The organism is Xanthomonas sp. LF06-19 (assembly GCF_034105425.1).
Classification (GTDB): domain Bacteria; phylum Pseudomonadota; class Gammaproteobacteria; order Xanthomonadales; family Xanthomonadaceae; genus Xanthomonas_A; species Xanthomonas_A sontii.
Genome location: NZ_JAXGGH010000004.1, coordinates 387,019 through 410,072 on the forward strand (window position 1 = coordinate 387,019; position 23,054 = coordinate 410,072).

Consider the following 23,054-nt stretch of genomic DNA (forward strand, 5'->3'; position numbering starts at 1 on the left):
GTAGCTGTAGTTGTTGCTGACCACGGGGGCAGTCGCCGCGCCCGCGGTCTGGTCGGCATTGGAATGCGCGGCCGGCGCCGGTTGCGCGCCGGCGAGGCCGGACAGCGCCAGCAGCGCCGCGCCGAACAGCCAGCGCGAGGCGCGCGCAGGCCTCCGGTCAGGCAGACGCAGGCCACGGCCGGCGGACGGCGCGGTGCGCGTCACTTCGGCGGCGGCGGCGCCAGCACGCTGCGGTCGCCGTTGTGTTCGGGCGGGCTGACCACGCCGGCGGCTTCCATCGCCTCGATCAGCCGCGCGGCGCGGTTGTAGCCGATCTTCAGCCGCCGCTGCACGCCGGAGATCGAGGCGCGGCGGGTCTCGGTGACGATGCGCAGGGCCTCGTCGTACAGCGGGTCGGATTCGTCGCCGCCACCGCCGCCGGCTTCGGGCAGTCCGGTGGCGCCGATCACGGTGCCGTCGCCCATGGTCTGCACTTCGTCGAGCACGCCCTCGATGTAGTCGGCCGGGCCGCTGGCCTTGAGGTGCTCGACCACCCGGTGCACTTCCTCGTCGCTGACGAAGGCGCCGTGCACGCGGTCCGGCATCGCCGTGCCCGGCGGCAGGTACAGCATGTCGCCATGGCCCAGCAGGGTCTCGGCGCCGGACTGGTCGAGGATGGTGCGCGAGTCGATCTTGGAGCTGACCTGGAAGGCGATGCGGGTCGGGATATTGGCCTTGATCAGGCCGGTGATCACGTCCACCGACGGGCGCTGGGTGGCCAGGATCAGGTGGATGCCGGCGGCGCGGGCCTTCTGCGCCAGGCGCGCGATCAGCTCTTCGACCTTCTTGCCGACGATCATCATCATGTCGGCGAATTCGTCGATGAAGATGACGATGAACGGCAGTGTGTCCAACGGCCTCGGCGCCTCGGCCAGGTCCGGGTTGGGCTTGAACAGCGGGTCCATCAGCGGCTGCCCGGCGTCCTGCGCATCCTTGACCTTCTTGTTGAAGCCGGCCAGGTTGCGCACGCCGACCGCGCTCATCAGCTTGTAGCGGCGCTCCATCTCGGCCACGCACCAGCGCAGGCCGTTGGCGGCCTCCTTCATGTCGGTGACCACCGGCGCCAGCAGATGCGGGATGCCCTGGTAGACGCTCAGTTCGAGCATCTTCGGGTCGATCATCAGCATCCGCAGGTCCTTGGCCGAGGCCTTGTACAGCAGGCTCAGCACCATGGCGTTGACCGCCACCGACTTGCCCGAGCCGGTGGTACCGGCGACCAGCAGGTGCGGCATGCGCGCCAGGTCGGCCACGGTCGGACGCCCGGCGATGTCCTTGCCCAGGGCCAGGGTCAGCGGACTGGCCGACTTGTCGTATTCCTTGGAGCGCAGCAGCTCGCTGAGATAGATCATCTCGCGGCTGACGTTGGGGATCTCCAGGCCGATCACCGACTTGCCCGGGATCACGTCGACCACGCGCACCGACTTCACCGACAGGCCGCGGGCGATGTCCTTGTCCAGCGAACTGATCTGGCTGACCTTGATGCCCGGCGCCGGTTCGATCTCGAAGCGGGTGATGACCGGACCCGGATAGGCGCCGACCACCTGCGCCTCGATGCGGAAATCCTTGAGCTTGAACTCGATCTGCCGCGACAGGGTTTCCAGGGTCTCCTCGGAATAGCCCTTGGCCTGCGGCTTGGGGTCGTCCAGCAGGGCCAGCGGCGGCACCCCGGACGGGTCGCTGCCGGTACCGTGGAACAGCGGGATCTGCTGCTCGCGCTTGGCGCGCTCGCTCTTCTCCACCACCGGCGCCGGCGGCGGCTCGATCTTGACCGGCTCGCGCTTGGCGCGCTGCACCGCGTCGACCTTGCGCACTTCCTCGCGTTCCTCGCGCATGGCGCGGGTCTGCTGCCATTCGTTGGCCTGCTGGGTGCCGCGCCGGGCCAGCGCCGGCAGGGTCATCACCGCCTTGCCGATGCGCTCCATCACCGCGAACCAGGACAGCCCGGTGGCCAGGGTCACCGACACCAGCAGCAATACCAGCACGAACAGGTTGGCGCCGAGCGCGCCGAAGCCGGCGCCCAGCGAATTGCCGACCAGCTTGCCGAGGATGCCGCCGGCGCCGGCCACGTCGCCGGCGAACAGGCGCAGGTGCAGCAGCCCGGTGGCGGCGATCAGGAAACCGACGATGCCGACCAGGCGCAGCGCCGGGCCGAGATCGGCCTCGCCGTCGCCGTCCTGGTCCATGCCGAACAGCGCGATCCAGGAGATCGCGCCGATCACCACCGGCAGCAGGAAGGCCACGTAGCCGAACAGCTGCAGCAGCACGTCGGCGATCCAGGCGCCGAACTTGCCGCCCATGTTGTGCACCGGCGCGACCACGCTGCCGGTATGCGACCAGCCCGGATCGGTCGCCGAGTACGTGGCCAGGCTGGCCAGCAAGTACAGCAGCAGCGGCGCGATCGCGATCAGCGCCAGATCGCGCCACAGCTTCTGCCGGCGTGGGTTGGGCGCGGCGCCCTGCTTGCGTGCCGCCGCATTGGCGCCCTGGGTTTTGCCGCGTTCCGGAACCTGCTTCGCCACGCTATGACCAGACCTTAGAAATGCATCGTTAGTGATTGATAATAAACGACTCGCCCTTGCATTTCAGCAGGCGGTACCTGAATCGTCCGGACTTGCGCAGGCCGATGCTGGCAGCGCCCGAACGAGGCGGGCAACGACGCGCGAAACCCGAAGTCTGTCGCCGCGGGCCGCAGCGTTTCCGCCACGCGGCTTGATTCGTTCCAGGCCGGCCGCCACTCTATGCGCCTTCGCCGGAACCCGCGCAATGCCGCGTTTCCGCCGCCATTTCACCCTGTTCGCGAGTATACATGAGCCCCTCTGCCGCCAATTCCGCCAAGCATTCCCGCCTGCTGATCCTGGGTTCCGGCCCGGCCGGCTGGACCGCCGCGGTCTACGCCGCGCGCGCCAACCTCAAGCCGGTGGTGATCACCGGCCTGCAGCAGGGCGGCCAGCTGATGACCACCACCGAGGTCGACAACTGGCCCGGCGACCCGCACGGCCTGATGGGCCCGGACCTGATGGCGCGCATGCAGGCGCATGCCGAGCGCTTCGAGACCGAGGTGATCTTCGACCACATCCACACCGCCGACCTGTCGCAGCGCCCGTTCCGGCTCAGCGGCGACAGTGGCGACTACACCTGCGATGCGTTGATCATCGCCACCGGCGCCACCGCCAAGTACCTGGGCATTCCCTCGGAAGAGGCGTTCAAGGGTCGCGGCGTGTCCGCCTGCGCCACCTGCGACGGCTTCTTCTACAAGGACCAGGACGTGGTCGTGGTCGGCGGCGGCAACACCGCCGTGGAAGAGGCGCTGTATCTCTCCAACATCGCCCGCAAGGTCTATCTGGTGCACCGCCGCGACACCCTGCGCGCGGAAAAGATCATGCAGGACAAGCTGTTCGCCAAGGTCGCCGCCGGCAAGATCGAGACCGTCTGGCACCACCAGGTGGACGAGGTGCTGGGCAACGAGGCCGGCGTCACCGGCGTGCGCGTCAAGTCGGTGCAGGACGGCAGCACCCGCGACCTGGAGGCGCACGGCTTCTTCGTCGCCATCGGCCATCACCCGAACACCCAGCTGTTCGACGGCCAACTGGCGATGCACAACGGCTACCTGGAGATCCGCTCCGGTCTGGGCGGCGCCGCCACCGAGACCTCGGTGCCGGGCGTGTTCGCCGCTGGCGACGTCGCCGACCAGCACTACCGCCAGGCGATCACCTCGGCCGGCTTCGGCTGCATGGCCGCGCTGGACGCCGAGCGCTATCTGGACAAGGGTGCCTGAGTCCGCGCACGCCTTGAACTGCCGGCGTCAGGCCGGCAGCGGCCGTGCGCCCGCGCGCGCGGCCGATGACGCCGGCGGCCGCTGCGCCGCCTTCCACCGCGAGCAGCGCCGGCGATGAGCCGGATCCGCTGGCTGCACCAGCTCGATACGGTCGCCGCCGCCGACTGGGACGCCCTGCACGACGGTCGCAATCCCTTCATCGCCCACGCCTTCCTGGCCGGCCTGGAACAGCACGGCTGCCTGCGCCCGGACTGGGGCTGGAGCCCGCTGCATCTCACCGTGTGGGACGGCGAGACGCTGGTCGCGGCGGCGCCCGGCTACGTCAAAAGCAACTCGCACGGCGAATTCGTGTTCGACCATGCCTGGGCGCATGCCTATGCGCGCTACGGCCAGGACTACTTCCCAAAGTGGCTGTGCGCGGTGCCCTACTCGCCGGTGACCGGGCCGCGGCTGCTCGCCCGCGACCTGGCGGCGCAGCAGGAACTGCTCGCGGCCATGCAGGCGCTGACCGAGCGCACCGGCCTGTCCTCGGCCCACGTCAATTTCCACCGCGCCGACGAGGACGCCGCATTCGGCGCCGACTGGCTGGAACGCAACGACGTGCAGTACCAGTGGCACAACGACGCCGGGTGGACCGGCTTCGACGATTACCTGGGCGCGATGGACCACAAGCACCGCAAGAACATCCGCCAGGAGCGGGCCAAGGTGCAGCGCGCCGGCATCGGCTTCCGCGTGCTGCACGGCGACGAGGCCAGCGCCGCCGACCTGCAGGCGATGCACGGCTTCTATCTGCGCACCTTCGACGACTACGGCAATTCGCCGGCGTTGACCCTGGACTTCTTCTCGCATCTTGCGCGCACGATGCCGCGCAACCTCTTGATCTTCCTCGCCATCCATGACGGCACGCCGGTGGCCGGCGCGTTCTGCCTGCGCGGCGGCGACACCTTGTACGGCCGCTATTGGGGCGGCGAGCCCCTGCCCGGCCTGCACTTCGAGACCTGCTACTACCAGGGCATCGAGTACTGCCTGCGCGAGGGCCTGACCCGCTTCGAGCCGGGCGCGCAGGGCCAGCACAAGATCGCCCGCGGCTTCCTGCCGCGGCTGGTACGCAGCCGCCACTGGATCGCCGACCCGGGCTTCCGCGTGCCGTTGGCCGAGTGGTGCGCGCAGGAGCGCGCCGAGGTGCGCCAGCACGCGGCGGCGCTGCAGCGCCACTCGCCGTTCCGCCACGACGCCTGAGGCATCGGCTACGCTGCCGGCGATGCGTCGTCTCCCTGTCCTGCTCGCGGCCGATCCTGCCGCCCCGTTCCCGCCGCCGTCCAGCGCCCTGCGCGAGCCGGACGGCCTGCTCGCGGTCGGCGGCGACCTGTCGCCGACGCGCCTGCTCGCGGCCTACGCCCAGGGCATCTTCCCCTGGTACTCCGACGGCGAGCCGATCCTGTGGTGGAGTCCGGACCCGCGCACCGTGTTCCGCAGCGACGGCGTACGCCTGTCCTCGCGCTTCCGGCGCAGCCTGCGCCACTGTCCGTGGACCGTGCGCGCCGACACCGCCTTCGCCCAGGTCATCGATGCCTGCGCGCAACTCCCCCGCCGCGGCCAGGACGGCACCTGGATCACCGCGCCGATGCGCGACGCCTATCTGGCCCTGCACCAGGCTGGCCACGCGCATTCGGTGGAAGTGTTCGACGGCGACGAGCTGGTCGGCGGCATCTATGGGGTGGCGCGCGGGCGCATGTTCTTCGGCGAGAGCATGTTCAGTGCGCGCAGCGGCGGCTCCAAGGTGGCGCTGGCGGCACTGGCGCGGCGCCTGCACGGCTGGGGCTGGCCGCTGATCGACGCGCAGGTGGAGAACGACCACCTGCTCAGCCTGGGCGCCGAGCGCTGGCCGCGTACGCGGTTCCTGGACACCATCGCGCCGCTGGTGGCGGCGACTGCCGAGACCGCGCCGTGGACGCTGCGCTTCGGCACCCTGGCGGCCGCGGAACTGGCCCAGGGCTGAGCGGGATTAACGCAAACTTTGCATGGCGCGGCCCAGGCGAGTAAAATCCTCGCTCTTCAGGCCTTTGGCCGTTCCGAATCGCACAGGATTACATGTCGAAAGACGACTCCATCGAATTCGAAGGCACCGTCAGCGAGACGTTGCCCAATACCACGTTCCGGGTCAAGCTGGAAAACGGGCACGAAATCATCGCCCACATCTCCGGCCGCATGCGCAAGAACTACATCCGCATCCTGACCGGCGACCGGGTGAAGGTCGAAATGACCCCGTACGACCTGACCAAGGGTCGCATCACCTACCGCATGAAGTAATCCGCCCCGGGCGGACATGAAGAAGGCGGCCACTGGCCGCCTTTCGCGTCTGCAACGATGGAACGACGGTGACCTCGCCAGGCGGCTGCAGCCTCTGCAGCCGCCTTTCGTCGTGCCCGTCGCCCGGTCCGGCCTCAGTCCACCGTGGCCGGCAGCAGGCGCTCCGGCTCGGCCTGGGTATCGACCACCAGCTCGCCGTCGCGCACGTCGATGGTCACGCGGCCGCCGTTGACCAGCTTGCCGAACAGCAGTTCGTCGGCCAGCGGGCGCTTGACCTTGTCCTGGATTACCCGTGCCATCGGCCGCGCGCCCATCAGCGGGTCGAAGCCGTGCTGGGCCAGCCAGTCGCGCGCGGTCGGGGTCGCCGACAGCGACACGTGCTTCTCCTGCAGCAGCATCTCCAGCTCGATCACGAACTTGTCGACCACGCGCAGGATGTGGCTGAAGGCCAGCGGCTGGAACTGCACCACCGCGTCCAGGCGGTTGCGGAACTCCGGGGTGAAACTGCGGCGGATGATCTCCATCGCATCGGTGGAATGGTCCTGCTGGGTGAAGCCGATCGAGCGCCGCGAGGCCTGGGTGGCGCCGGCATTGGTGGTCATCACCAGGATCACGTTCTTGAAGTTGGCCTCGCGCCCGTTGGTGTCGGTGAGCACGCCGCGGTCCATGACCTGCAACAGGATGTTGAAGATGTCCGGATGCGCCTTCTCCACCTCGTCCAGCAACAGCACGCAGTGCGGGGTCTTGACGATCTTCTCGGTCAACAGGCCGCCCTGGTCGAAGCCGACGTAGCCCGGGGGCGCACCGATCAGGCGGCTGATCGAATGCGGCTCCATGTACTCGGACATGTCGAAGCGCACCAGCTCGATGCCCAGTTGCAGCGCCAGCTGCTTGGTGACCTCGGTCTTGCCCACGCCGGTGGGGCCGGCGAACAGGAAGTTGCCGATCGGCTTTTCCGGGTTGGCCAGGCCCGAGCGCGCCAGCTTGATCGACGAGGCCAGCGTCTCGATCGCCGGATCCTGGCCGAAGATCACCATCTTCAGGTTGCGCTCCAAGTGCTGCAGCACGTCCTTGTCGGTGGCGCTGACCTGCTTGGCCGGGATCCGCGCCATCTTGGCGACGATGGTCTCGATCTCCTCGATGTCGATCAGTTCCTTGCGCTGGCCTTCCGGCAGCAGCCGCTGGCGCGCGCCGGCCTCGTCGATCACGTCGATCGCCTTGTCCGGCAGCAACCGGTCGCCGATGTGCTTGACCGACAGGTCCACCGCCGCCTGCAGCGCGTCGTCGGCGTAAGTCACGCCGTGGTGCGCCTCGTACTTGGGCTTGAGGCCCTGCAGGATCTCGAAGGTCTCGCCCACGGTCGGCTCGACGATGTCGATCTTCTGGAAGCGCCGCGCCAGGGCGCGGTCCTTTTCGAAGATGCCGCGGTACTCCTGGAACGTGGTCGAGCCGATGCAGCGCAGCTCGCCCGAGGACAGCGCCGGCTTGATCAGGTTGGACGCGTCCATGGTGCCGCCGGAGGCGGAACCGGCGCCGATGATGGTGTGGATCTCGTCGATGAACAGCACCGCGTTGGGCACCTTCTTCAGCGAGGTCAGCACGCCCTTCAGGCGCTTCTCGAAGTCGCCGCGGTATTTGGTGCCGGCGACCAGCGCGCCCAGGTCGAGCGAGAAGATCACCGCGTCGGCCAGCACCTCAGGCACCGTGCCCTCGACGATGCGCTTGGCCAGGCCCTCGGCGATGGCGGTCTTGCCGACACCGGCCTCGCCCACGTACAGCGGGTTGTTCTTGCGGCGGCGGCACAGCACCTGGATGGTGCGCTCGATCTCGTCGGCGCGGCCCACCAGCGGATCGATGCGGCCATTGCGGGCCTGCTCGTTCAGATTGGTGGCGTACTCGGCCAGTGCGTCGCCCTTGGGCTCGCCCTCGCCCGCCTCGCCCTTGGGCTCGCCGTCGGACGGCGCGGCGTGCTCGCCGTCCTCACCCATCTTGGCGATGCCATGGGACAGGTAGTTGACGATGTCCAGGCGGGTGATGTCCTGCTGGTTCAGGAAGTACACCGCGTGCGAATCCTTCTCGCCGAAGATCGCCACCAGCACGTTGGCGCCGCTGACTTCCTTCTTGCCCGAGGACTGCACGTGGTAGACCGCCCGCTGCAGCACCCGCTGGAAGCCCAGGGTGGGCTGGGTGTCGCGGCCATCGTCGTCGGCCAGGCGCGCCACCGAGGCTTCGATGGCCTGTTCCAGGTCGCCGCGCAGGCGGTCGACGTCGGCGCCGCAGGCCTTGAGCACGGCCTGGGCGGAGGGATTGTCGAGCAATGCCAACAGCAGGTGCTCCACCGTCATGAACTCATGACGGGCTTCCCGGGCGCGCTTGTAGCACTGGCCGATGGTCTGCTCGAGATCTTTGCTGAACATGGTGTACTCCGACGTCTGTTGCCGACAATATGTGGCTTGAGTTGCGAATTTCCACAACCCTATCGGATCAGTGTGTTCACACCGCGTTAGTCCGGGCAAACCGGTGACCGACGCCTCCCACTATCAGGCTTTTTCCATCGTGCACAACAGGGGATGCTGGTTCATCCGCGAGAACTCGTTCACCTGAGCCACCTTGGATTCAGCCACCTCGCGGGTATAGACCCCGCACACCCCGCGGCCGCGGGTATGCACGTGCAGCATCACCTGGGTGGCGCGCTCCAGGTCCAGGGAGAAGAACTGCTGCAGCACGGTCACCACGAAGTCCATCGGGGTGTAGTCGTCGTTCAGCAGCAGCACCTGATACATGGGCGGGCGGGCGACTTCCGGCTTGCCGGTCTCCACCATGACGCCATGATCGTGCTCGGGGGAATTCTTGCGGGGCATCCGCCCATTATATACGGGGGCCGCCGGCCAGGATTGGACGATCGCCGGCCCTGCCCGCACAATTCCCCTCCTTTCGATGGCGCTCCGCATGCATTCGACGATGTTCCCCAAGCTTCCGCTGCTCGCCGCGCTGCTCGCCGCCGCCCTGCCGGCCGCCGCCGAGACGCCGGATGCGGCGCTGGGCAAGCGCCTGCAGGCGCTGGGCTACGACGTGCAGGCGGACGAGGACGGCGACTATCAGGTGCTGTTCGGCCTGCGCGACCACGGGCAGGAGCGCAAGCAGCTGACCTATGTGCGCTCGCCAGTGGAGACCTTCGGCAGCTACCGCATCCGCGAGGTGTGGTCGCCGGCCTACCAGGCGCAGGGCGACAGCCTGCCCGCCAAGGTCGCCAACCGGCTGCTGGAGGATGCGCAGTCGGACATCCTCGGCGGCTGGGTGCGCCAGGGCGGCACCGCGGTGTTCGTGGTCAAGATCCCCGCCGATGCCGACGATGCGGCGCTGCGCGAAGCACTGGAGGCGGCCGCGCGTGGCGCCGACGCGATGGACGCCGAACTGAACGGCGGCAAGGATCTGTTCTGATGACGGCGGCCGCGGAACCCTGGCAGCCGGACGTGACCGTGGCCACGGTGGTGGTGCGCGACGGACGCCTGCTGCAGGTCGAGGAAGCCATCGCCGGTGCGCTGGTGTTGAACCAGCCGGCCGGCCACCTGGAGCCGGACGAGAGCCTGATCGAGGCCGCGGTGCGCGAGACGCTGGAGGAAACCGGCTGGCAGGTGCAGCCGACCGCGTTCATCGGCGCCTACCAGTGGAAGGCCGACACCGGCCGCCACTACCTGCGCTTCGCCTTCGCCGCCGATCCGGTCGCGCACGATGCGCAGCGGCCGCTGGACACCGGCATCGTGCGCGCGCTGTGGATGACCCCGGCCGAACTGGAGGCCGAAGCGCCGCGCTGGCGCAGCCCGCTGGTGTGGCAGGTGGTGGCCGACTACCTGGCCGGGCGCCGCTACCCGCTGGATCTGCTGCGGCAGGTGGCATGAGCGGCGCAGCGGTCATGGTCGGGGTCTCCGGCGGCGTGGATTCGTCGGTGGCGGCCTGGCAGCTGGTCCAGCAGGGCGCGGCGGTGTCCGGCCTGTTCATGCAGAACTGGGCCGACGACGGCAGCGGCGACTGCCGCGCCGACGACGACCGCCGCGATGCGGTGGCGGTGTGCGGGCGACTGGGCATCCCCTTCCATTTCCGCGACTTTTCGCAGGAGTACTGGCAAGGCGTGTTCGCGCACTTCCTGGCCGAATATGCCGCCGGGCGCACGCCCAACCCGGACGTGCTGTGCAACCGCGAGGTCAAGTTCAAGCATTTCCTGGACGCGGCGCGCGAGCTCGGCGCCGAGCGCATCGCCACCGGCCACTACGCGCGGGTGGACAGCCTCGGCGGTCGCTGGCGGCTGCTGCGCGGGCTGGACCGCAACAAGGACCAGAGCTACTTCCTGCACCAGCTGGGCCAGGCGCAACTGGCCGCGACCCTGTTCCCGGTCGGCGAACTGCCCAAGGAACAGGTGCGCCGCATCGCCCGCGAAGCCGGCCTGCCGACCCACGCCAAGAAGGATTCCACCGGCATCTGCTTCATCGGCGAACGCGATTTCCGCGAATTTCTCGGTCGCTACCTGCCGGCGCGGCGCGGCGAGATCCGCGACCCGCACGAGCAGGTCGTGGCCGAGCATCCGGGGGTGTTCTATTTCACCCTGGGTCAGCGCGAGGGCCTGAACATCGGCGGGGTACGCGGCCGCGCCGCGGCGCCGTGGTACGTGGTCGGCAAGGACGTCGCCCGCAACGTGCTGTACGTCGACCAGGACCGCGACAGCCCCTACCTGATGGCCAACGGGCTGCAGTCCGAGGCCGCCCACTGGATCGCCGGTGCGCCGCCGGCACGGCGCTTCGAGTGCACCGCGCAGACCCGCTACCGCCAGGCCGACGAGCCCTGCACGGTCGAGGTCGGCGACGACGGCACCCTCTCGGTCCGCTTCGCGCGCCCGCAGCGCGCCGTCACCCCCGGGCAGTCGCTGGTGCTGTACCAGGGCGAGGAATGCCTGGGCGGCGCCGTGATCGCCACCACCGATGCCCCGCTGGAGCGCCGCCTGGCGCAGCAGGCCCCCGCCGTACACGAGGACCCGATTCGATGACCGATTCCATGGACGCGCGCATGCTGGCGCTGGCGGGCATGGTCCAGGCCCTGCAGCAGGTGCGGCGCATCGCCGAGACCGGCCAGTCCGAGGCGTCGCTGGTGCGTACCCTGCTCGACAGCGTGTTCCGCATCGACGCGCCCAGCCCCGAAGCGGTCTATGGCCGCCGCGCCGACCTCGCGCCGGGCCTGCGCCTGCTGCACAACTACTTCCGCAACCAGGGCCAGGACGAGGTGCTGCCGCGGCTGGCGCTGGCGGTGATCCAGCTGGAACGGCGCTTCGCCGGCGATGCCGAGACCGACGCCAAGGTCGATGCCGGCCTGGCCCGGATCGCGCCGCTACTGGAGCGCCATGCCGACAGCACCCACCCCGAGGTGATCGCGGCGTTGGGCCAGCTCTACGCCGACACCATCAGCCACCTGCGCCCGCGGGTGATGGTGCAGGGCAACCCGCATTACCTGGGTCAGGCCGGGGTGGTGGCGGAGATCCGCGCACTGCTGCTGGCGGCGGTGCGTTCGGCGGTGCTGTGGCGGCAGATGGGCGGCAGCCTGTGGGATTTCCTGCTGGCCAAGCGGCGCATGCGCGAAACCGTGGACCGCGCCTTGCGCTGAGTCCCCGGGGTGCCGGCGCCGGGCCGGCAGCGCGCCGCCCGCGGTGGTTCTGCGACGCGGATCGTACGAATGTCGGCAGGTTTCGATGATCCGCGCACCGCGTTGCTAAAGACCCGGGGGGGGCGGCCGATACAGCAATCGTGAATCTGCCGAGAACTTCCATGTACTCACGCCTCCTGATCCGTCTGGCCGCCCCGCTCGCCCTGACGCTGCTGTTCCCCATCGCCGCCGGCTTCGATTGGCCGGCCCCGGTCCGTTGGGCCATCCTCACCACCATGACGCTGAGCTGGCTCGGTTTCGCCGGCTGGACCGCGTACAGCCAAAGCCGGCGCTCGCCGGAGCAGGCCAAGGTCATGCGCGAGCAGGACCACCTGCTGACCGAGCTGCGCAGCTTCGTAGGCAACGAGATCGAGGGCTCGCGCTCGGAGATCGAACGTGCCCGCGAACTGATCCGCCAGGCGGTCAGCGGCCTGGGTGGCAGCTTCGAGGCGATGAACCGCAAGTCGCGGCAGCAGAGCGTGGCGCTGGCCCGCATCGTCGACCGCGCCGGCGAAGACGGCGGCGCCGGGGTGGACGTGGCCCGCTTCGCCCAGCATGCCAGCCAGCGCATGGAGCAGCTGGTGGAGGCGCTGGAGCAGGTCAGCGGCCAGAGCAGCACCACGGTGCACTACATCGACGACATGTCCCAGCACCTGGACGGCATCTTCGCCCTGCTGGAGGACGTCAAGTCGATCGCCGACCAGACCAATCTGCTGGCGCTGAACGCGGCGATCGAAGCGGCGCGCGCCGGCGAGGCGGGCCGCGGCTTCGCGGTGGTGGCCGACGAGGTGCGCAACCTGTCCGAGCGCTCGACCACCTTCAACGAGCAGATCCGCAAGCTGGCGCACAGCTCCAAGGACGCCATCGCCAAGGTCCGCGAGACGGTCTCGAACATGGCCTCCCGCGACATGGACCGCTCCCGCGAGGCGCGGGCCGAGGCCGCGGCGATGCTGGACAACGTGGCCGCGATCAACCACTCGCTGGGCGACGGCATGCGTGAGATCTCCGAGTGCGGCCGCGCCATCGACAGCAGCGTCGCCGAAGCGGTGCGCGCCCTGCAGTTCGAGGACATCGCCACCCAGGCCCTGGGCGGCGTGCACACCCACCTGGACCGCCTGACCGCGATCAACCGCGAGGCCGTGGCGCTGCAGGAACTGCTGCACCGCAATGGCGGCGTGTTCGACCACGAACTGCTCGACGCCCTGCAGCGGGTCGGCAACCGCCTGCGCGACATGCGCACCGAGTGGGAGCGTCCGCCGCACAAGCCGGTGGCGCAGCAGAGCATGGGTGCCGGCACGGTCGAGTTGTTCTAAGTCCGCCTTGTCGCGCTCCGCGCCATGAACCGACGAGTCCCCGGCCCCTGCCGGGGCTTGTCGTCTCTGCCCTTCCCGTCCGGCCCCGTCGATGTCGATGCATCTCCAGTCCCTGTCCCGAGTTGCGGCCATGTCCTGCGATGACAGCAGCGGCGCGCACGTGCCTGCGTCCGAGCCGGTGGTCGCACCCGGCATCCGGCCGGTGACCGCGCCGCGCCAGCCCGGCCACGCCCTGCGACGGCTGGAAACGCTGGCCCAGGCCGAACTGCGGCAGTTGCTGATCGCACGCGTACCGGCGCAGCAGGACGCGCGCATCGCCGACCCGGTCTGGGCCGGCCTGGCCTGGGACATGGGCCTCAACGGCAGCGCGGTCGCCGCTGCCGGCACGCCGGCGCCGCTGGTGCACTTTCCGCTGTACGACGGCGATTGAGTCGATCGCGGCGGTTGCGTTGGCATCGCGCGGTGCCTGATGTGGCCGCGCGTTCGGGGCGCCGCGCTAGAGAGTCACCCGGCCCCAATCTCTCGATTTTGCTTGCTGCAGGAGGCCGGGCAGCCCTTGCATTCTTCGCGGCTGCAGGAGCGGCTTCAGCCGCTAAAGGCGATACCGGAAATGCTCCTGTCGCGGCTGAAGCCGCTCTTGCGAGGCGACGGCTGGTTTCACTGAACCACGACAACAAGCAGCGATGCGCGATGCCATTCGGTCGCGAAACGCGAGCGACACGTGCCTGGCCGGCCGCCTGCAGTCGGGACTGAAGTCCCTCCCACAACGACTCCGATCAGATCGCGACATCGTTGCTGCAAAGGCGCATTCGGCGGCGAGCTACGACACATCGACCGACCGGCGTCGCATCCAGGCGCGTGCCTGAACCCTTCTCCCACCGGCCGTGGGCGAGCGTCACTGTGGGAGCGACTTCAGTCGCGACGCGCGATGCCGTCCGGCGCTTCGATGCGCCTGCAGTCGGGACTGAAGTCCCTCCCACAACGACTCCGACCAGATCGCGACATCGTTGCTGCAAAGGCGCATTCGGCGGCGAGCTACGACACATCGACCGACCGGCGTCGCATCCAGGCGCGCGCCTGAACCCTCCTCCCACCGGCCGTGGGCAAGCGTCACTGTGGGAGCGACTTCAGTCGCGACGCGTGATGCCGTCCGGCGCTTCGATGTGCCTGCAGTCGGGACTGAAGTCCCTCCCACAACGACTCCGACCAGATCGCGACATCGTTGCTGCAAAGGCACATTCGGCGGCGAGCAAGGTTCAGCTCGGATTCTCCAGCGAGAACAGGTCCGCCTGCTTGTCATAGGCGAAGTACTCGGCGTAGCGCGCCCAGCTGGTGACCGCCTGGACCGTCTCCGCCGCGTAGGCCTCGGACATGTGGTCTTCCAGTTCGTCGCGGAAGCGGCGCGCCGGTGCGTGATGCGCCGGGCGTTCGTCGAGCACGCGGCGGATGTGCGCGGCCAGCGGGACGTAGGTGGCCAGGTGCTGGGCGAACAGTTGCTTGCGCGCGTCGGTCCCGAGTTCGGCGAAGCGCTGCCCGGCCGGGGTCAGTTGCAGGTCGCCCTGTTCGAACACGGCGAAACGCAGCAGTTGCAGGGTCTCGGCGATTGGGAACAGTTCGTCCACTTCCAGCTGCAGGCCGGCCGCCAGCGGCGGCAGGTCGGCGCGGCCATGGTAGGGCTCGGCCGCCACCGCCTCGATCAGGCCGGCCAGCAGGTTGCTCGAGACGCGCGGCAACACCATGGCGATGCCGCTGCCCGGGAACACGCCCTCGCGGGTCTGCGGCCGCTGCGGGCTGGCGGTCATGCGCGCATAGATGTCGTCGACCAGGGCGCGGAACGCCGGCGCCAGGCGATTGCGCGGCTGCGGCAGGGTCACTTCGATCTCGCCGATCACCCGCCCCGGATTGGCGCCGAAGATCACGATGCGATCGCACATCAGCACCGCTTCTTCGATGTTATGGGTGACCATCAGGATCGATTCGATCGGCATGCGCCCTTCCGACCACAGGTCGAGCAGGTCGGTACGCAGGGTCTCGGCGGTCAGCACGTCCAGCGCCGAGAACGGTTCGTCCATCAGCAGCAGCTTCGGCCGCACCACCAGCGCCCGCGCCAGGCCCACACGCTGACGCATGCCGCCGGACAGTTCCTTCGGGTAGGCGCCCTCGTAGCCGTCCAGGCCGATCAGGTCGATCGCCGCCAGGGCGCGCCGGCGGCGCTCGTCGGCGGCCACGCCGCGCGCCTCCAGGCCCACTTCCACGTTCTGCAGCACGGTCAGCCATGGGAACAGGGCGAAGCTCTGGAACACCATGGCGATGTCGTCGGCGACCTGGCCCGGCGCGGCATCGCGGAAGGCGATGCTGCCGGCGCTGGGCTGCAGCAGCCCGGCGATGGCGCGCAGCAGGGTCGACTTGCCCGAGCCGGAACGGCCGAGCAGGCCGACGATCTGCCCCGAGTGCAAGGTCAGGTCGACGTCCTCCAGCACCACCAGCGGCGTCGCCCCGCCCTTGTCGTAGGTCTTGCGCACACCCTGCACGCGGACCAGCGGGGCGCGCTCGGGCACGCTTGCGGAATAGCTCATGGTCGGTCTCCAGGAATCAGTCGAAACGCAGGCGGCGTTCGGCGAAGACGTACAGACGTCGCCAGACCGCACGGTTGAAGAGGGTCACGAACAGCGACATCACCGCCACCCCGAGCAGCACCCGCGGGCCGTCGCCGGCGGCGGTGGCGCGGGCGATGTAGGCACCGAGGCCGTAGGCCTGCACCTGGGTGTGGCCCCAGCTGGCCAGTTCGGCCACGATGCTGGCGTTCCAGGAACCGCCCGACGCGGTCAACGCACCGGTGATGTAGTACGGGAAGATGCCGGGCAGGATCACCCGCCGCCACCAGGTCCACGAGCGCAGGTGGTAGATGGTTGCGGCCTCGCGCAGATCGGTGGGGAACGCGCTGGCGCCGGCGATCACGTTGAACAGGATGTACCACTGGGTGCCGAGGATCATCAGCGGCGACAGCCAGATGTTGGGATCGGCGCCGGTGCTGACGATGGCCAGCACCGCGAACGGGAACAGCACGTTGGCCGGGAACGCGGCCAGGAACTGCGCCAGCGGCTGCACCCGCTGCGCCACCTTCGGGCGCAGCCCGATCCACACCCCGATCGGCACCCACACCACGCTGGCCAGGGCGATCAGCACCACCACCCGCAGCAGCGTGGCCAGGCCGCCGCCGAAGGCCTCGGCCAGGTCGTGCAGGCCCAGGTGGTGGCGGCCGTAGTCGTAGGCGAACCAGGCCGCGGCCGCACCGGCCAGGGCCAGCGCCGCACTCCACAGCCGGTCGCCCCACACTCCGCTGCGGCCCGGTGCGCGCGGCGCCGCCACGGGCTGCGGCTGCTGCCGCGGCGCCCAGCGCACCAGCATGGCGCGCTGCCAGACCCAGGCCAGCGGTGCGACCAGGCGCTTGGCCAGGCGCGTGCGCCGCAGCAGGTCGTACAGCCACGACTGCGGCTTGTCCTGCGAGGCGGTGAGTTCGGCGCGGAACTTGTCCGACCAGGCCACGATCGGGCGGAACAGCAACTGGTCGTACAGGGCGATCAGCACCGCCATCGCCACCACCGCCCAGCCGACCGCGGCGAAGTTGCGCTGCGCGATCGCCAGCGCCAGGTACGAGCCGATGCCGGGCAATTCCAGGGTGTGGTCGCCGACGCTGATCGCCTCGGAAGCGACCACGAAGAACCAGCCGCCGGACATGGACATCATCATGTTCCAGATCAGCGAGGGCGTGGCGTACGGCGCCTCCAGCCGCCAGAAACGCTGCCAGGCGCTGAGCCCGAAACCGCGCGACACCTCGTCCAGGTCGCGCGGCACGTTGCGCAGCGACTGGTAGAACGAGAACGCCATGTTCCAGGCCTGGCTGGTGAAGATGGCGAAGATCGAAGCCAGTTCGGCGCCGATCTGCCGGCCGGGGAACAGGCCCAGGAAGAAGGTCACGGTGAAGGTAAGGAAGCCCAGCACCGGCACCGACTGCAGGATGTCCAGCGCCGGCACGATCACCCGCTCGGCGCGCCGGCTCTTGGCGGCCAGGGTCGCCACCACGAAGGTGAACACCAGCGAGGCGGCCATCGCCGCGAACATGCGCAAGGTGGTGCGCAGGCCGTATTCGGGGAGCTGCCACAGGTCCAGCGACACCGCGGCGGTGCCGGCCGGCGGCAGCGGCGCGCGCATGTCGGATGCGCCGTGCAGCAGCAACGCACCCAGGCCCAGCAGCAGCGCGAACACCGCAAGATCGTGCAGGTTGGGCAGCACGCCGGGGCGTGCGGCGAGCTGTCCGGGCGCGGAGCGGTCGCGGGCGAATGGCAGCATGGGAAGATCCGGCAGGAGCGGCAGCGAACGCCGCAGGAAAAAGGACGCTGGCGCGGGTCGCGAAGCGGACCGCCCAGTGTGACCGGGGAAGATGTACGCCGTGCGTCAGCCGCTGCCGGCCGCGCGGGTGTCCCCAGACAATGCGGTGCACGCACGCCGTCGCCACACGACGCAACCGCGCAGCGACGGACGGCTCAGGGAGGATGGCGATGGCAGGCGCATGGGCGGCTCCGACGATGGGCAACGCCAGGGGCTACGCTCGGAGTCCTCGCGGATCGGGCTTGCGCACTCTCGGAATCAAGGCCAGCACCGCGCGGGGCTGGCGAACGATCCCGTCCTGAGCGGACGGGACCCATCTGGGACGACCCAGACCGTGGCGGTCCTGTCAGCTCTGTCGCTGCAGCGTCGGTCTAGGATGACTGTCCAAGGAAGGTGGCCTCTGGCCGGAAAACGGTGGGCGCGCGCAGTATAGCCAGCTGCTGCGTCGCCGCAAGCCCGTGCGGCGCACGCGGCGCCGCACATTCACTGCGCAGCCAGCACCAGCCGCGGGTGTGTGGCCGGCGCCACCTGCTGGCGCGCGCGCAACCAGGCGGCCAGCTCGCGTGGCGGCAGCGGCCGCGCGTGCAGATAGCCCTGGATCTCGTCGCAGCCCTGCTCGCGCAGCAAGGCCTCTTCCTGCACGGTTTCCACGCCCTCGGCCACCACCTGCATGCCCAGCGCGTGGCCGAGCTGCACGATCGCCTGGGTGACCTTGGCGGTGCCGCTGTCGTGCAGCATGTCCTGCACGAAGCTGCGGTCGATCTTCAGGCGCTGCACCGGGAAGCGATTGAGGTAATGCAGGTTGGAGAAGCCGGTGCCGAAGTCGTCGACCGCCAGCAGCACGCCTTCCTGCTCGAACAGTTCGAAGCAGCGGCGCAGCGATTCGCTGTCGCGGATCAGCGCCGACTCGGTCAGCTCCAGCTCCAGCCGCTTCGGCGACCAGCCATTGCGCTGGCACAACTCGATGACCCGTTCGGCGAAGCCGCGGTCGCGCAACTGCATCGCCGAGACGTTCACCGAGACCCGGTCGAAGCTCAGCCCCGCCGCATCCCAGGCCGCGGCCTGGCGGCAGGCCTCGCCGATCACCCAGTCGCCCAGGCGCACGATCTCGCCGCATTCCTCGGCGATCGGAATGAACTCGGCCGGGTTGCAATGGCCGTGGCCGGGGCGATGCCAGCGCAGCAGCGCTTCCACCGCCGGCGCGCGCTCGCCCGCCGCGTGCACCAGCGGCTGGTACACCAGCGAGAACTCCTCGCGGTCCAGCGCGCCATGCAGCGCATGCTCGATCTCCAGGCGCCGCTGCGCGCGCAGCAGCACGTCCTGGCTGTAGTAATGGCAGGTGTTGCGTCCGGACTCCTTGGCCGCGTACATCGCCGCGTCGGCGGCGCGCAGCAGACCGTCGAAGTCCTGGCGCCCCTCCTCCATCAGCGCGATGCCGATGCTGGCGCCGATCTTGATCACGTTCTCGCCGCTGTGCAGCGGCTCGGCCAGCGCCGCGATCAGCTTGCGCGCCACGTGCCCGGCATCGCCCGGCTCGGCCAGGTCGCGCAGCACCACCACGAACTCGTCGCCGCTGAAACGGCCGAACAGGTCGCTGGTGCGCAGCTGCTGGTGCATGCGGGTGGCCGCCAGCTTCAGTAGCGCGTCGCCGGTGGCGTGGCCGAAGGAATCGTTGATGCTCTTGAAGCCGTCCAGGTCGACGAACAGCATCGCCAGCGTGGTGCCGCGCTCCACCGCCTCGTGCATCGCCTTCTCGGCCTGCTCGCGCAGCAGCTGCCGGTTCGGCAGGCCGGTCAGCAGGTCGTAGTGGGCCAGCAGCTCGATGCGCTCGCTGGCCTCGCGTTCGCGGGTGATGTCGCGGAACAGCACCACGAAGCGCGGCGGCAGGCCGTCGCGTTCGTCCAGCTCGATCAGCACCTGCACCCAGATGCGCTGCCCGGACGGGCGGTGGAAGCACAGATCCAGTTGCTCCGGCAGGCCGCCCTCGGTGATGCGCACCAGCGCCGACTCGAACGCATCGCGCGAGTCCTGGGTGTACAAGGCCAGCGCGTGATCCAGATCGATGGCCTCCTTGCGCAGGCCATGGATGCGGTAGCACTCCTCGGTCCACTGCATGCGCCGGGTGCCGACCTCGATCTCGCAGCCGCCGATCTTGCCCAGCGCCGAGACGCGGTTGAGCAGCTCGGTGCGCCAGCGGATCAGGGCGTCGGTCTGGCGCTGCTCGGTGATGTTCTGCACCTGGCCGAGCACGCGCTGGATGCGGCCGTCGGCCTCCACCTGCGGCTGCGCCCACACCCGCAGGTGCAGCGGCGACTCGCTGCCACACACCAGCTCGACCTCGAAGTTGGCCGGCTTGGCCTCGCGGGCCATGCGCCGCCACACCGAGATCAGCTGCGCCATCGAATCGCGGCTGAGCAGGCGCAGCCACCCGCGGCTGCTCGGCGCCTGCTGTTCGTCCAGCCCGGTGACGCGCAGGAATTCGCGCGAGCACCACACCCGGTCGCGCAGCGGATCCCAGGACCAGCTGCCCATGCGGGTCATGCGCTGCGCCTCGCGCAGCAGGGTCTGCTGGTCGCGCAGGCGCTGCTCGAGCAGCTTCTGCTCGTGGATGTCGGTGTGCGTGCCGATCATGCGCAGCGGACTGCCGTCGGCGGTGCGCGCGACGATGCGGCCGCGGTCCAGGATCCAGTGCCACTGCCCGTCCTGCCGGCGCAGGCGGAACTCGCACATATAGGTTTCGGTGCGCCCCTCGAAATGCGCGCGGATCGCCTGGCGCAGGCGCTCCTGGTCGTCGCCGTGGACCAGCGGCAGCAACGCGTTCAGGCCGTCGGCCGGAGCATCGCCAGCGTAGCCGAGCATCCGCTTCCAGCGCTCGGAGCGGAAGATGGTGTCGCTGGGGATGTCCCAGTCCCACAGCCCGTGCTCGGCGCTGTCCAGGGCGATCTCCCAGCGGGTGGCGCCGTCGCTGCCGACCGGTTCGGGCACGCTGAGGGTGTAGGCCAGCAGGCCGCCGCTGTCGTCGCGCACCGCGCGCAGCCAGCCGTCCAGGCGTCGCCCGGCGGTGCCGGGCAAGGCGCAGGCCAGCATGGTCTCGCCGCCGAACAGGCGCTCGCGGGCCGCACGCAACAACTCGGCGTACGCCTCCACGGTGCGCGGCAGCTCCAGTGCCTGCGCTGCCCGGTTCGCCGCCAGCGGCCTGCCGTCGGCGTCCAACAGGACGAGCGCCGAGGTGAGCGGGTGCTGCAGCAAGCTTGCGATGACGCCTTGATCCACGCCGAGATGCTCCGTTTCGCCGCCCTGAAGGCCAGCGGTCGAAGGTGATAACGGCACCCGGCGGCATTAATTGAGCGCCCGCACCGCCCGACCATGGGCCGCGGCGGCCGTCAGCGGCTAAGATGTCCGCCGGACACGGACCACCGCAGCAGGCTGCCGGGGCATGCAACCACAACGCGACAGCTCCCTGCCCCATCAGGCGACCTCCGGCATGCGCCTGGCGCAGCGCCTGGACCGCGGCATCTGGCGGGTGGTGCTGCTGTACGTGCTGCTGGGACTGGCGCTGTCGATCGGCAGCGACCTGGTTTTGGCGCATTTCGTAGACGATCCCCGCACGTTGATCGTCCTGCAGTTGGTCAACGACGCCCTGTTCCTGACCCTGACTGCAATCGCCCTGTACTACCTGCTGCGCCCGCTGGTGCGCGCCGCCGTGCAGGCGCACACCCGGCTGGCGCTGTCGGAGGCCGGCTACCGGCAGATGTTCCACGCCAATCCCAGCCCGATGCTGGTCTACGACCTGGAAAGCCTGCGCATCCTCGACGTGAACCCCGCCGCGGTCGCCTTCTTCGGCTGGTCGCACGACGAGTTCGTCGGACTGGAATTGGCGCGGCTGTGGCCGCCCAGCGCCAGCGCCCGCCTGGCCGAGGTGATCGAGACGATCCGGCAGACCCCGTCCAAGACCTGCGTGGTGGCCGAGCCGCTGCGCCTGCGCGACGGCACCCAGTGCATGGCCGAGGCGCGCAGCACCAGCCTGGACTACCACGGCCGGCAGGCGCGGCTGGTTGTCATCAGCGACCGCAGCGCCGAGTACGACGCGCAGCGCCGCCGCGATCAGGCCCTGCAGCATCTGCAGGAAGCGCAGTCGATCGCGCGGCTGGGCTCCTGGCAACTGGACCGGGCCAGCGGCCTGGGCAGTTACTCCGAGCAGGTCTACCGGATGCTCGGCCGGCGCGTGCCGGACCAGCCGCGCCAGCACCGCCTGGAAGAGCTGCTGGTGCCGCCCGACGTGGCCTCGCAGACGCGCATCCAGCGGGTGATCGAGGACCTGTGCGGCAGCGCGCCGCTGCAACTGGACATGCTGCTGCCGGTGCTGGCCGCCGACGGCCAGGCGCGCATGCTGCATCTGCGCGCCGAATCGTCCAGCGACGACGCAGGCGGCGCCTGCGTGCACGGCACCCTGCAGGACGTGACCGAGCACGAGCGCTCGCGGCGCCTGCTGCACGAGCGCGAGGAGCAGTTCCGCGAACTGGTGCGGGTGCTGCCGGACGGCGTGGCGATCCTGCACCAGGAACACGTGCTGTACGCCAACGCCGCCTGCGCCGGGCAGTTCGGCTTCGAGGGCGAGAACCTGCTCGGCGAGCCGCTGCAGGGCCTGGTCGACAGCGCCGACCTGGCGCTGGTACGGCAACGGATGGGCGCGGCCGGGGCCAAGGGCGAACGCGGCGCCACCGCACGCATGTGCCGCCGCGACGGCTCGCTGTTCCATGCCGGGCTGTCGTTCGGCAACGTCCGCTACAGCGGCCGCGACTGCAAGCTGCTGATCGTGCGCGACCTCAGCGAACCGGAGCGCATGCGCGATGCGCTGGCGCAGAGCAACCGCGAACTGCAGGCGATGGCCCGACGCCTGTTCTCGCTGCAGGAAGACGAGCGCCGCGCGATCTCGCGCGACCTGCACGACGACATCGGCCAGGCGATCACCGCGATGAAGCTGTCGGCGCACGCGGCGCTGGACGAGACCGACGCCGAGCGCCGCCGCGAGGACCTCAGCGAGATCGTGAGCCTTGCCGACAGCAGCATCACCAAGCTGCGCAACCTCTCCACGCTGCTGCGGCCGCCGCAGCTGGACGCGCTGGGCCTGGAAGCGGCGCTGCGCTGGCAGGCCGGCATGCTGTTCCGCGCGTCGCCGGTGCGCCTGCACCTGGACATCGCCACCCTGCCCGAGCGCCCCAGCGGCGAGGTCGAACAGGCCTGCTTCCGCATCGCCCAGGAGAGCCTGACCAACGTGCTGCGCCATGCCAGCGCCGGCGAGGTGCGGATGACCCTCGGCGACGAGGAACGCCAGCGCCTGCGCCTGGAAGTGGTCGACGATGGCGACGGTTTCGATCCGGCCGGGCCGCGCGGCCTGGGCCTGATCGTGATGCGCGAGCGCGCGCAGAGCGCCGGCGGTACCCTGCAGATCGACACCGCGCCCGGCGCCGGCACCCGGGTGACGCTGTGCCTGCCCTACACCACCGCGGCACCACCGTCGCCCCCGCCTGGAACCTGAG

17 protein-coding genes are annotated in these 23,054 nt (G+C 69.8%); 11 read left to right on the plus strand and 6 right to left on the minus strand.

The features are described from left to right. Positions 1 to 200: 200 nt before the first annotated feature. Positions 201 to 2,558, minus strand: coding sequence for a DNA translocase FtsK (locus tag SLW55_RS10995; RefSeq protein WP_017913921.1), 2,358 nt, complete (start codon positions 2,556 to 2,558; stop codon positions 201 to 203). A gap of 287 nt (positions 2,559 to 2,845) precedes the next feature. Between SLW55_RS10995 and trxB the strand changes: the two genes are divergently transcribed. From trxB to infA, 4 genes are all read left to right on the plus strand, one after another. After that, positions 2,846 to 3,814, plus strand: a complete 969-nt coding sequence (gene trxB / locus SLW55_RS11000) for a thioredoxin-disulfide reductase (RefSeq protein WP_010341722.1) — start codon at positions 2,846 to 2,848, stop codon at positions 3,812 to 3,814. A 114-nt stretch (positions 3,815 to 3,928) separates the two neighbouring features. Further along, a complete protein-coding gene (locus SLW55_RS11005; protein ID WP_295964455.1) occupies positions 3,929 to 5,053 on the plus strand; it encodes a GNAT family N-acetyltransferase in 1,125 nt (374 codons plus the stop codon). 22 nt (positions 5,054 to 5,075) lie between these two features. Then, positions 5,076 to 5,813, plus strand: a complete 738-nt coding sequence (aat, locus tag SLW55_RS11010) for a leucyl/phenylalanyl-tRNA--protein transferase (RefSeq protein ID WP_267081427.1) — start codon at positions 5,076 to 5,078, stop codon at positions 5,811 to 5,813. A gap of 92 nt (positions 5,814 to 5,905) precedes the next feature. Then, complete coding sequence (gene infA / locus SLW55_RS11015; RefSeq protein WP_004425677.1) at positions 5,906 to 6,124, plus strand: translation initiation factor IF-1; 219 nt, start codon at positions 5,906 to 5,908, stop codon at positions 6,122 to 6,124. 134 nt (positions 6,125 to 6,258) lie between these two features. On the opposite strand, the gene clpA is transcribed toward infA, so the two are convergent. Further along, the gene (gene clpA, locus SLW55_RS11020; RefSeq protein WP_017908259.1) at positions 6,259 to 8,541 is read right to left on the minus strand and encodes an ATP-dependent Clp protease ATP-binding subunit ClpA; all 2,283 of its coding nucleotides are present in this window, start codon (positions 8,539 to 8,541) and stop codon (positions 6,259 to 6,261) included. A 123-nt stretch (positions 8,542 to 8,664) separates the two neighbouring features. Continuing rightward, positions 8,665 to 8,985 (minus strand): ATP-dependent Clp protease adapter ClpS, encoded by a 321-nt coding sequence (clpS, locus tag SLW55_RS11025; RefSeq protein ID WP_010341728.1) that lies wholly within the window; start codon positions 8,983 to 8,985, stop codon positions 8,665 to 8,667. 76 nt (positions 8,986 to 9,061) lie between these two features. Here clpS and SLW55_RS11030 point away from each other — a divergent pair, with 76 nt between their 5' ends. The 6 genes from SLW55_RS11030 to SLW55_RS11055 all read left to right on the plus strand — a co-directional run bounded on the left by SLW55_RS11030 (position 9,062) and on the right by SLW55_RS11055 (position 13,555). Then, positions 9,062 to 9,565: a hypothetical protein gene (locus SLW55_RS11030; RefSeq protein WP_017908261.1), complete on the plus strand. Its 504-nt coding sequence runs from the start codon at positions 9,062 to 9,064 to the stop codon at positions 9,563 to 9,565. Beyond that, positions 9,565 to 10,023, plus strand: coding sequence for an NUDIX hydrolase (locus SLW55_RS11035; RefSeq protein WP_017908262.1), 459 nt, complete (start codon positions 9,565 to 9,567; stop codon positions 10,021 to 10,023). The genes SLW55_RS11030 and SLW55_RS11035 overlap by 1 nt, the downstream gene beginning before the upstream one ends. After that, the gene (gene mnmA, locus SLW55_RS11040; protein ID WP_152182287.1) at positions 10,020 to 11,162 is read left to right on the plus strand and encodes a tRNA 2-thiouridine(34) synthase MnmA; all 1,143 of its coding nucleotides are present in this window, start codon (positions 10,020 to 10,022) and stop codon (positions 11,160 to 11,162) included. The genes SLW55_RS11035 and mnmA overlap by 4 nt, the downstream gene beginning before the upstream one ends. Then, the gene (gene hflD, locus SLW55_RS11045; protein WP_267120892.1) at positions 11,159 to 11,773 is read left to right on the plus strand and encodes a high frequency lysogenization protein HflD; all 615 of its coding nucleotides are present in this window, start codon (positions 11,159 to 11,161) and stop codon (positions 11,771 to 11,773) included. The genes mnmA and hflD overlap by 4 nt, the downstream gene beginning before the upstream one ends. Positions 11,774 to 11,934: 161 nt before the next feature. Further along, a complete protein-coding gene (locus SLW55_RS11050; protein WP_017908265.1) occupies positions 11,935 to 13,125 on the plus strand; it encodes a methyl-accepting chemotaxis protein in 1,191 nt (396 codons plus the stop codon). 130 nt (positions 13,126 to 13,255) lie between these two features. Further along, entirely contained in the window at positions 13,256 to 13,555 is a 300-nt protein-coding gene (locus SLW55_RS11055) for a hypothetical protein (protein ID WP_320745125.1), read from the plus strand. A gap of 826 nt (positions 13,556 to 14,381) precedes the next feature. On the opposite strand, the gene SLW55_RS11060 is transcribed toward SLW55_RS11055, so the two are convergent. The 3 genes from SLW55_RS11060 to SLW55_RS11070 all read right to left on the minus strand — a co-directional run bounded on the left by SLW55_RS11060 (position 14,382) and on the right by SLW55_RS11070 (position 20,787). Next, on the minus strand, positions 14,382 to 15,701 hold the full coding sequence (locus tag SLW55_RS11060) for a nitrate/sulfonate/bicarbonate ABC transporter ATP-binding protein (RefSeq protein ID WP_010341738.1): 1,320 nt from the start codon (positions 15,699 to 15,701) through the stop codon (positions 14,382 to 14,384). A gap of 16 nt (positions 15,702 to 15,717) precedes the next feature. Continuing rightward, entirely contained in the window at positions 15,718 to 17,475 is a 1,758-nt protein-coding gene (locus tag SLW55_RS11065; RefSeq protein WP_295937563.1) for an ABC transporter permease subunit, read from the minus strand. A gap of 522 nt (positions 17,476 to 17,997) precedes the next feature. After that, on the minus strand, positions 17,998 to 20,787 hold the full coding sequence (locus tag SLW55_RS11070; protein ID WP_267094077.1) for a bifunctional diguanylate cyclase/phosphodiesterase: 2,790 nt from the start codon (positions 20,785 to 20,787) through the stop codon (positions 17,998 to 18,000). Between the two features lie 163 nt (positions 20,788 to 20,950). Between SLW55_RS11070 and SLW55_RS11075 the strand changes: the two genes are divergently transcribed. Further along, complete coding sequence (locus tag SLW55_RS11075) at positions 20,951 to 23,053, plus strand: PAS domain S-box protein (protein ID WP_320745126.1); 2,103 nt, start codon at positions 20,951 to 20,953, stop codon at positions 23,051 to 23,053. Position 23,054 lies beyond the last annotated feature (1 nt).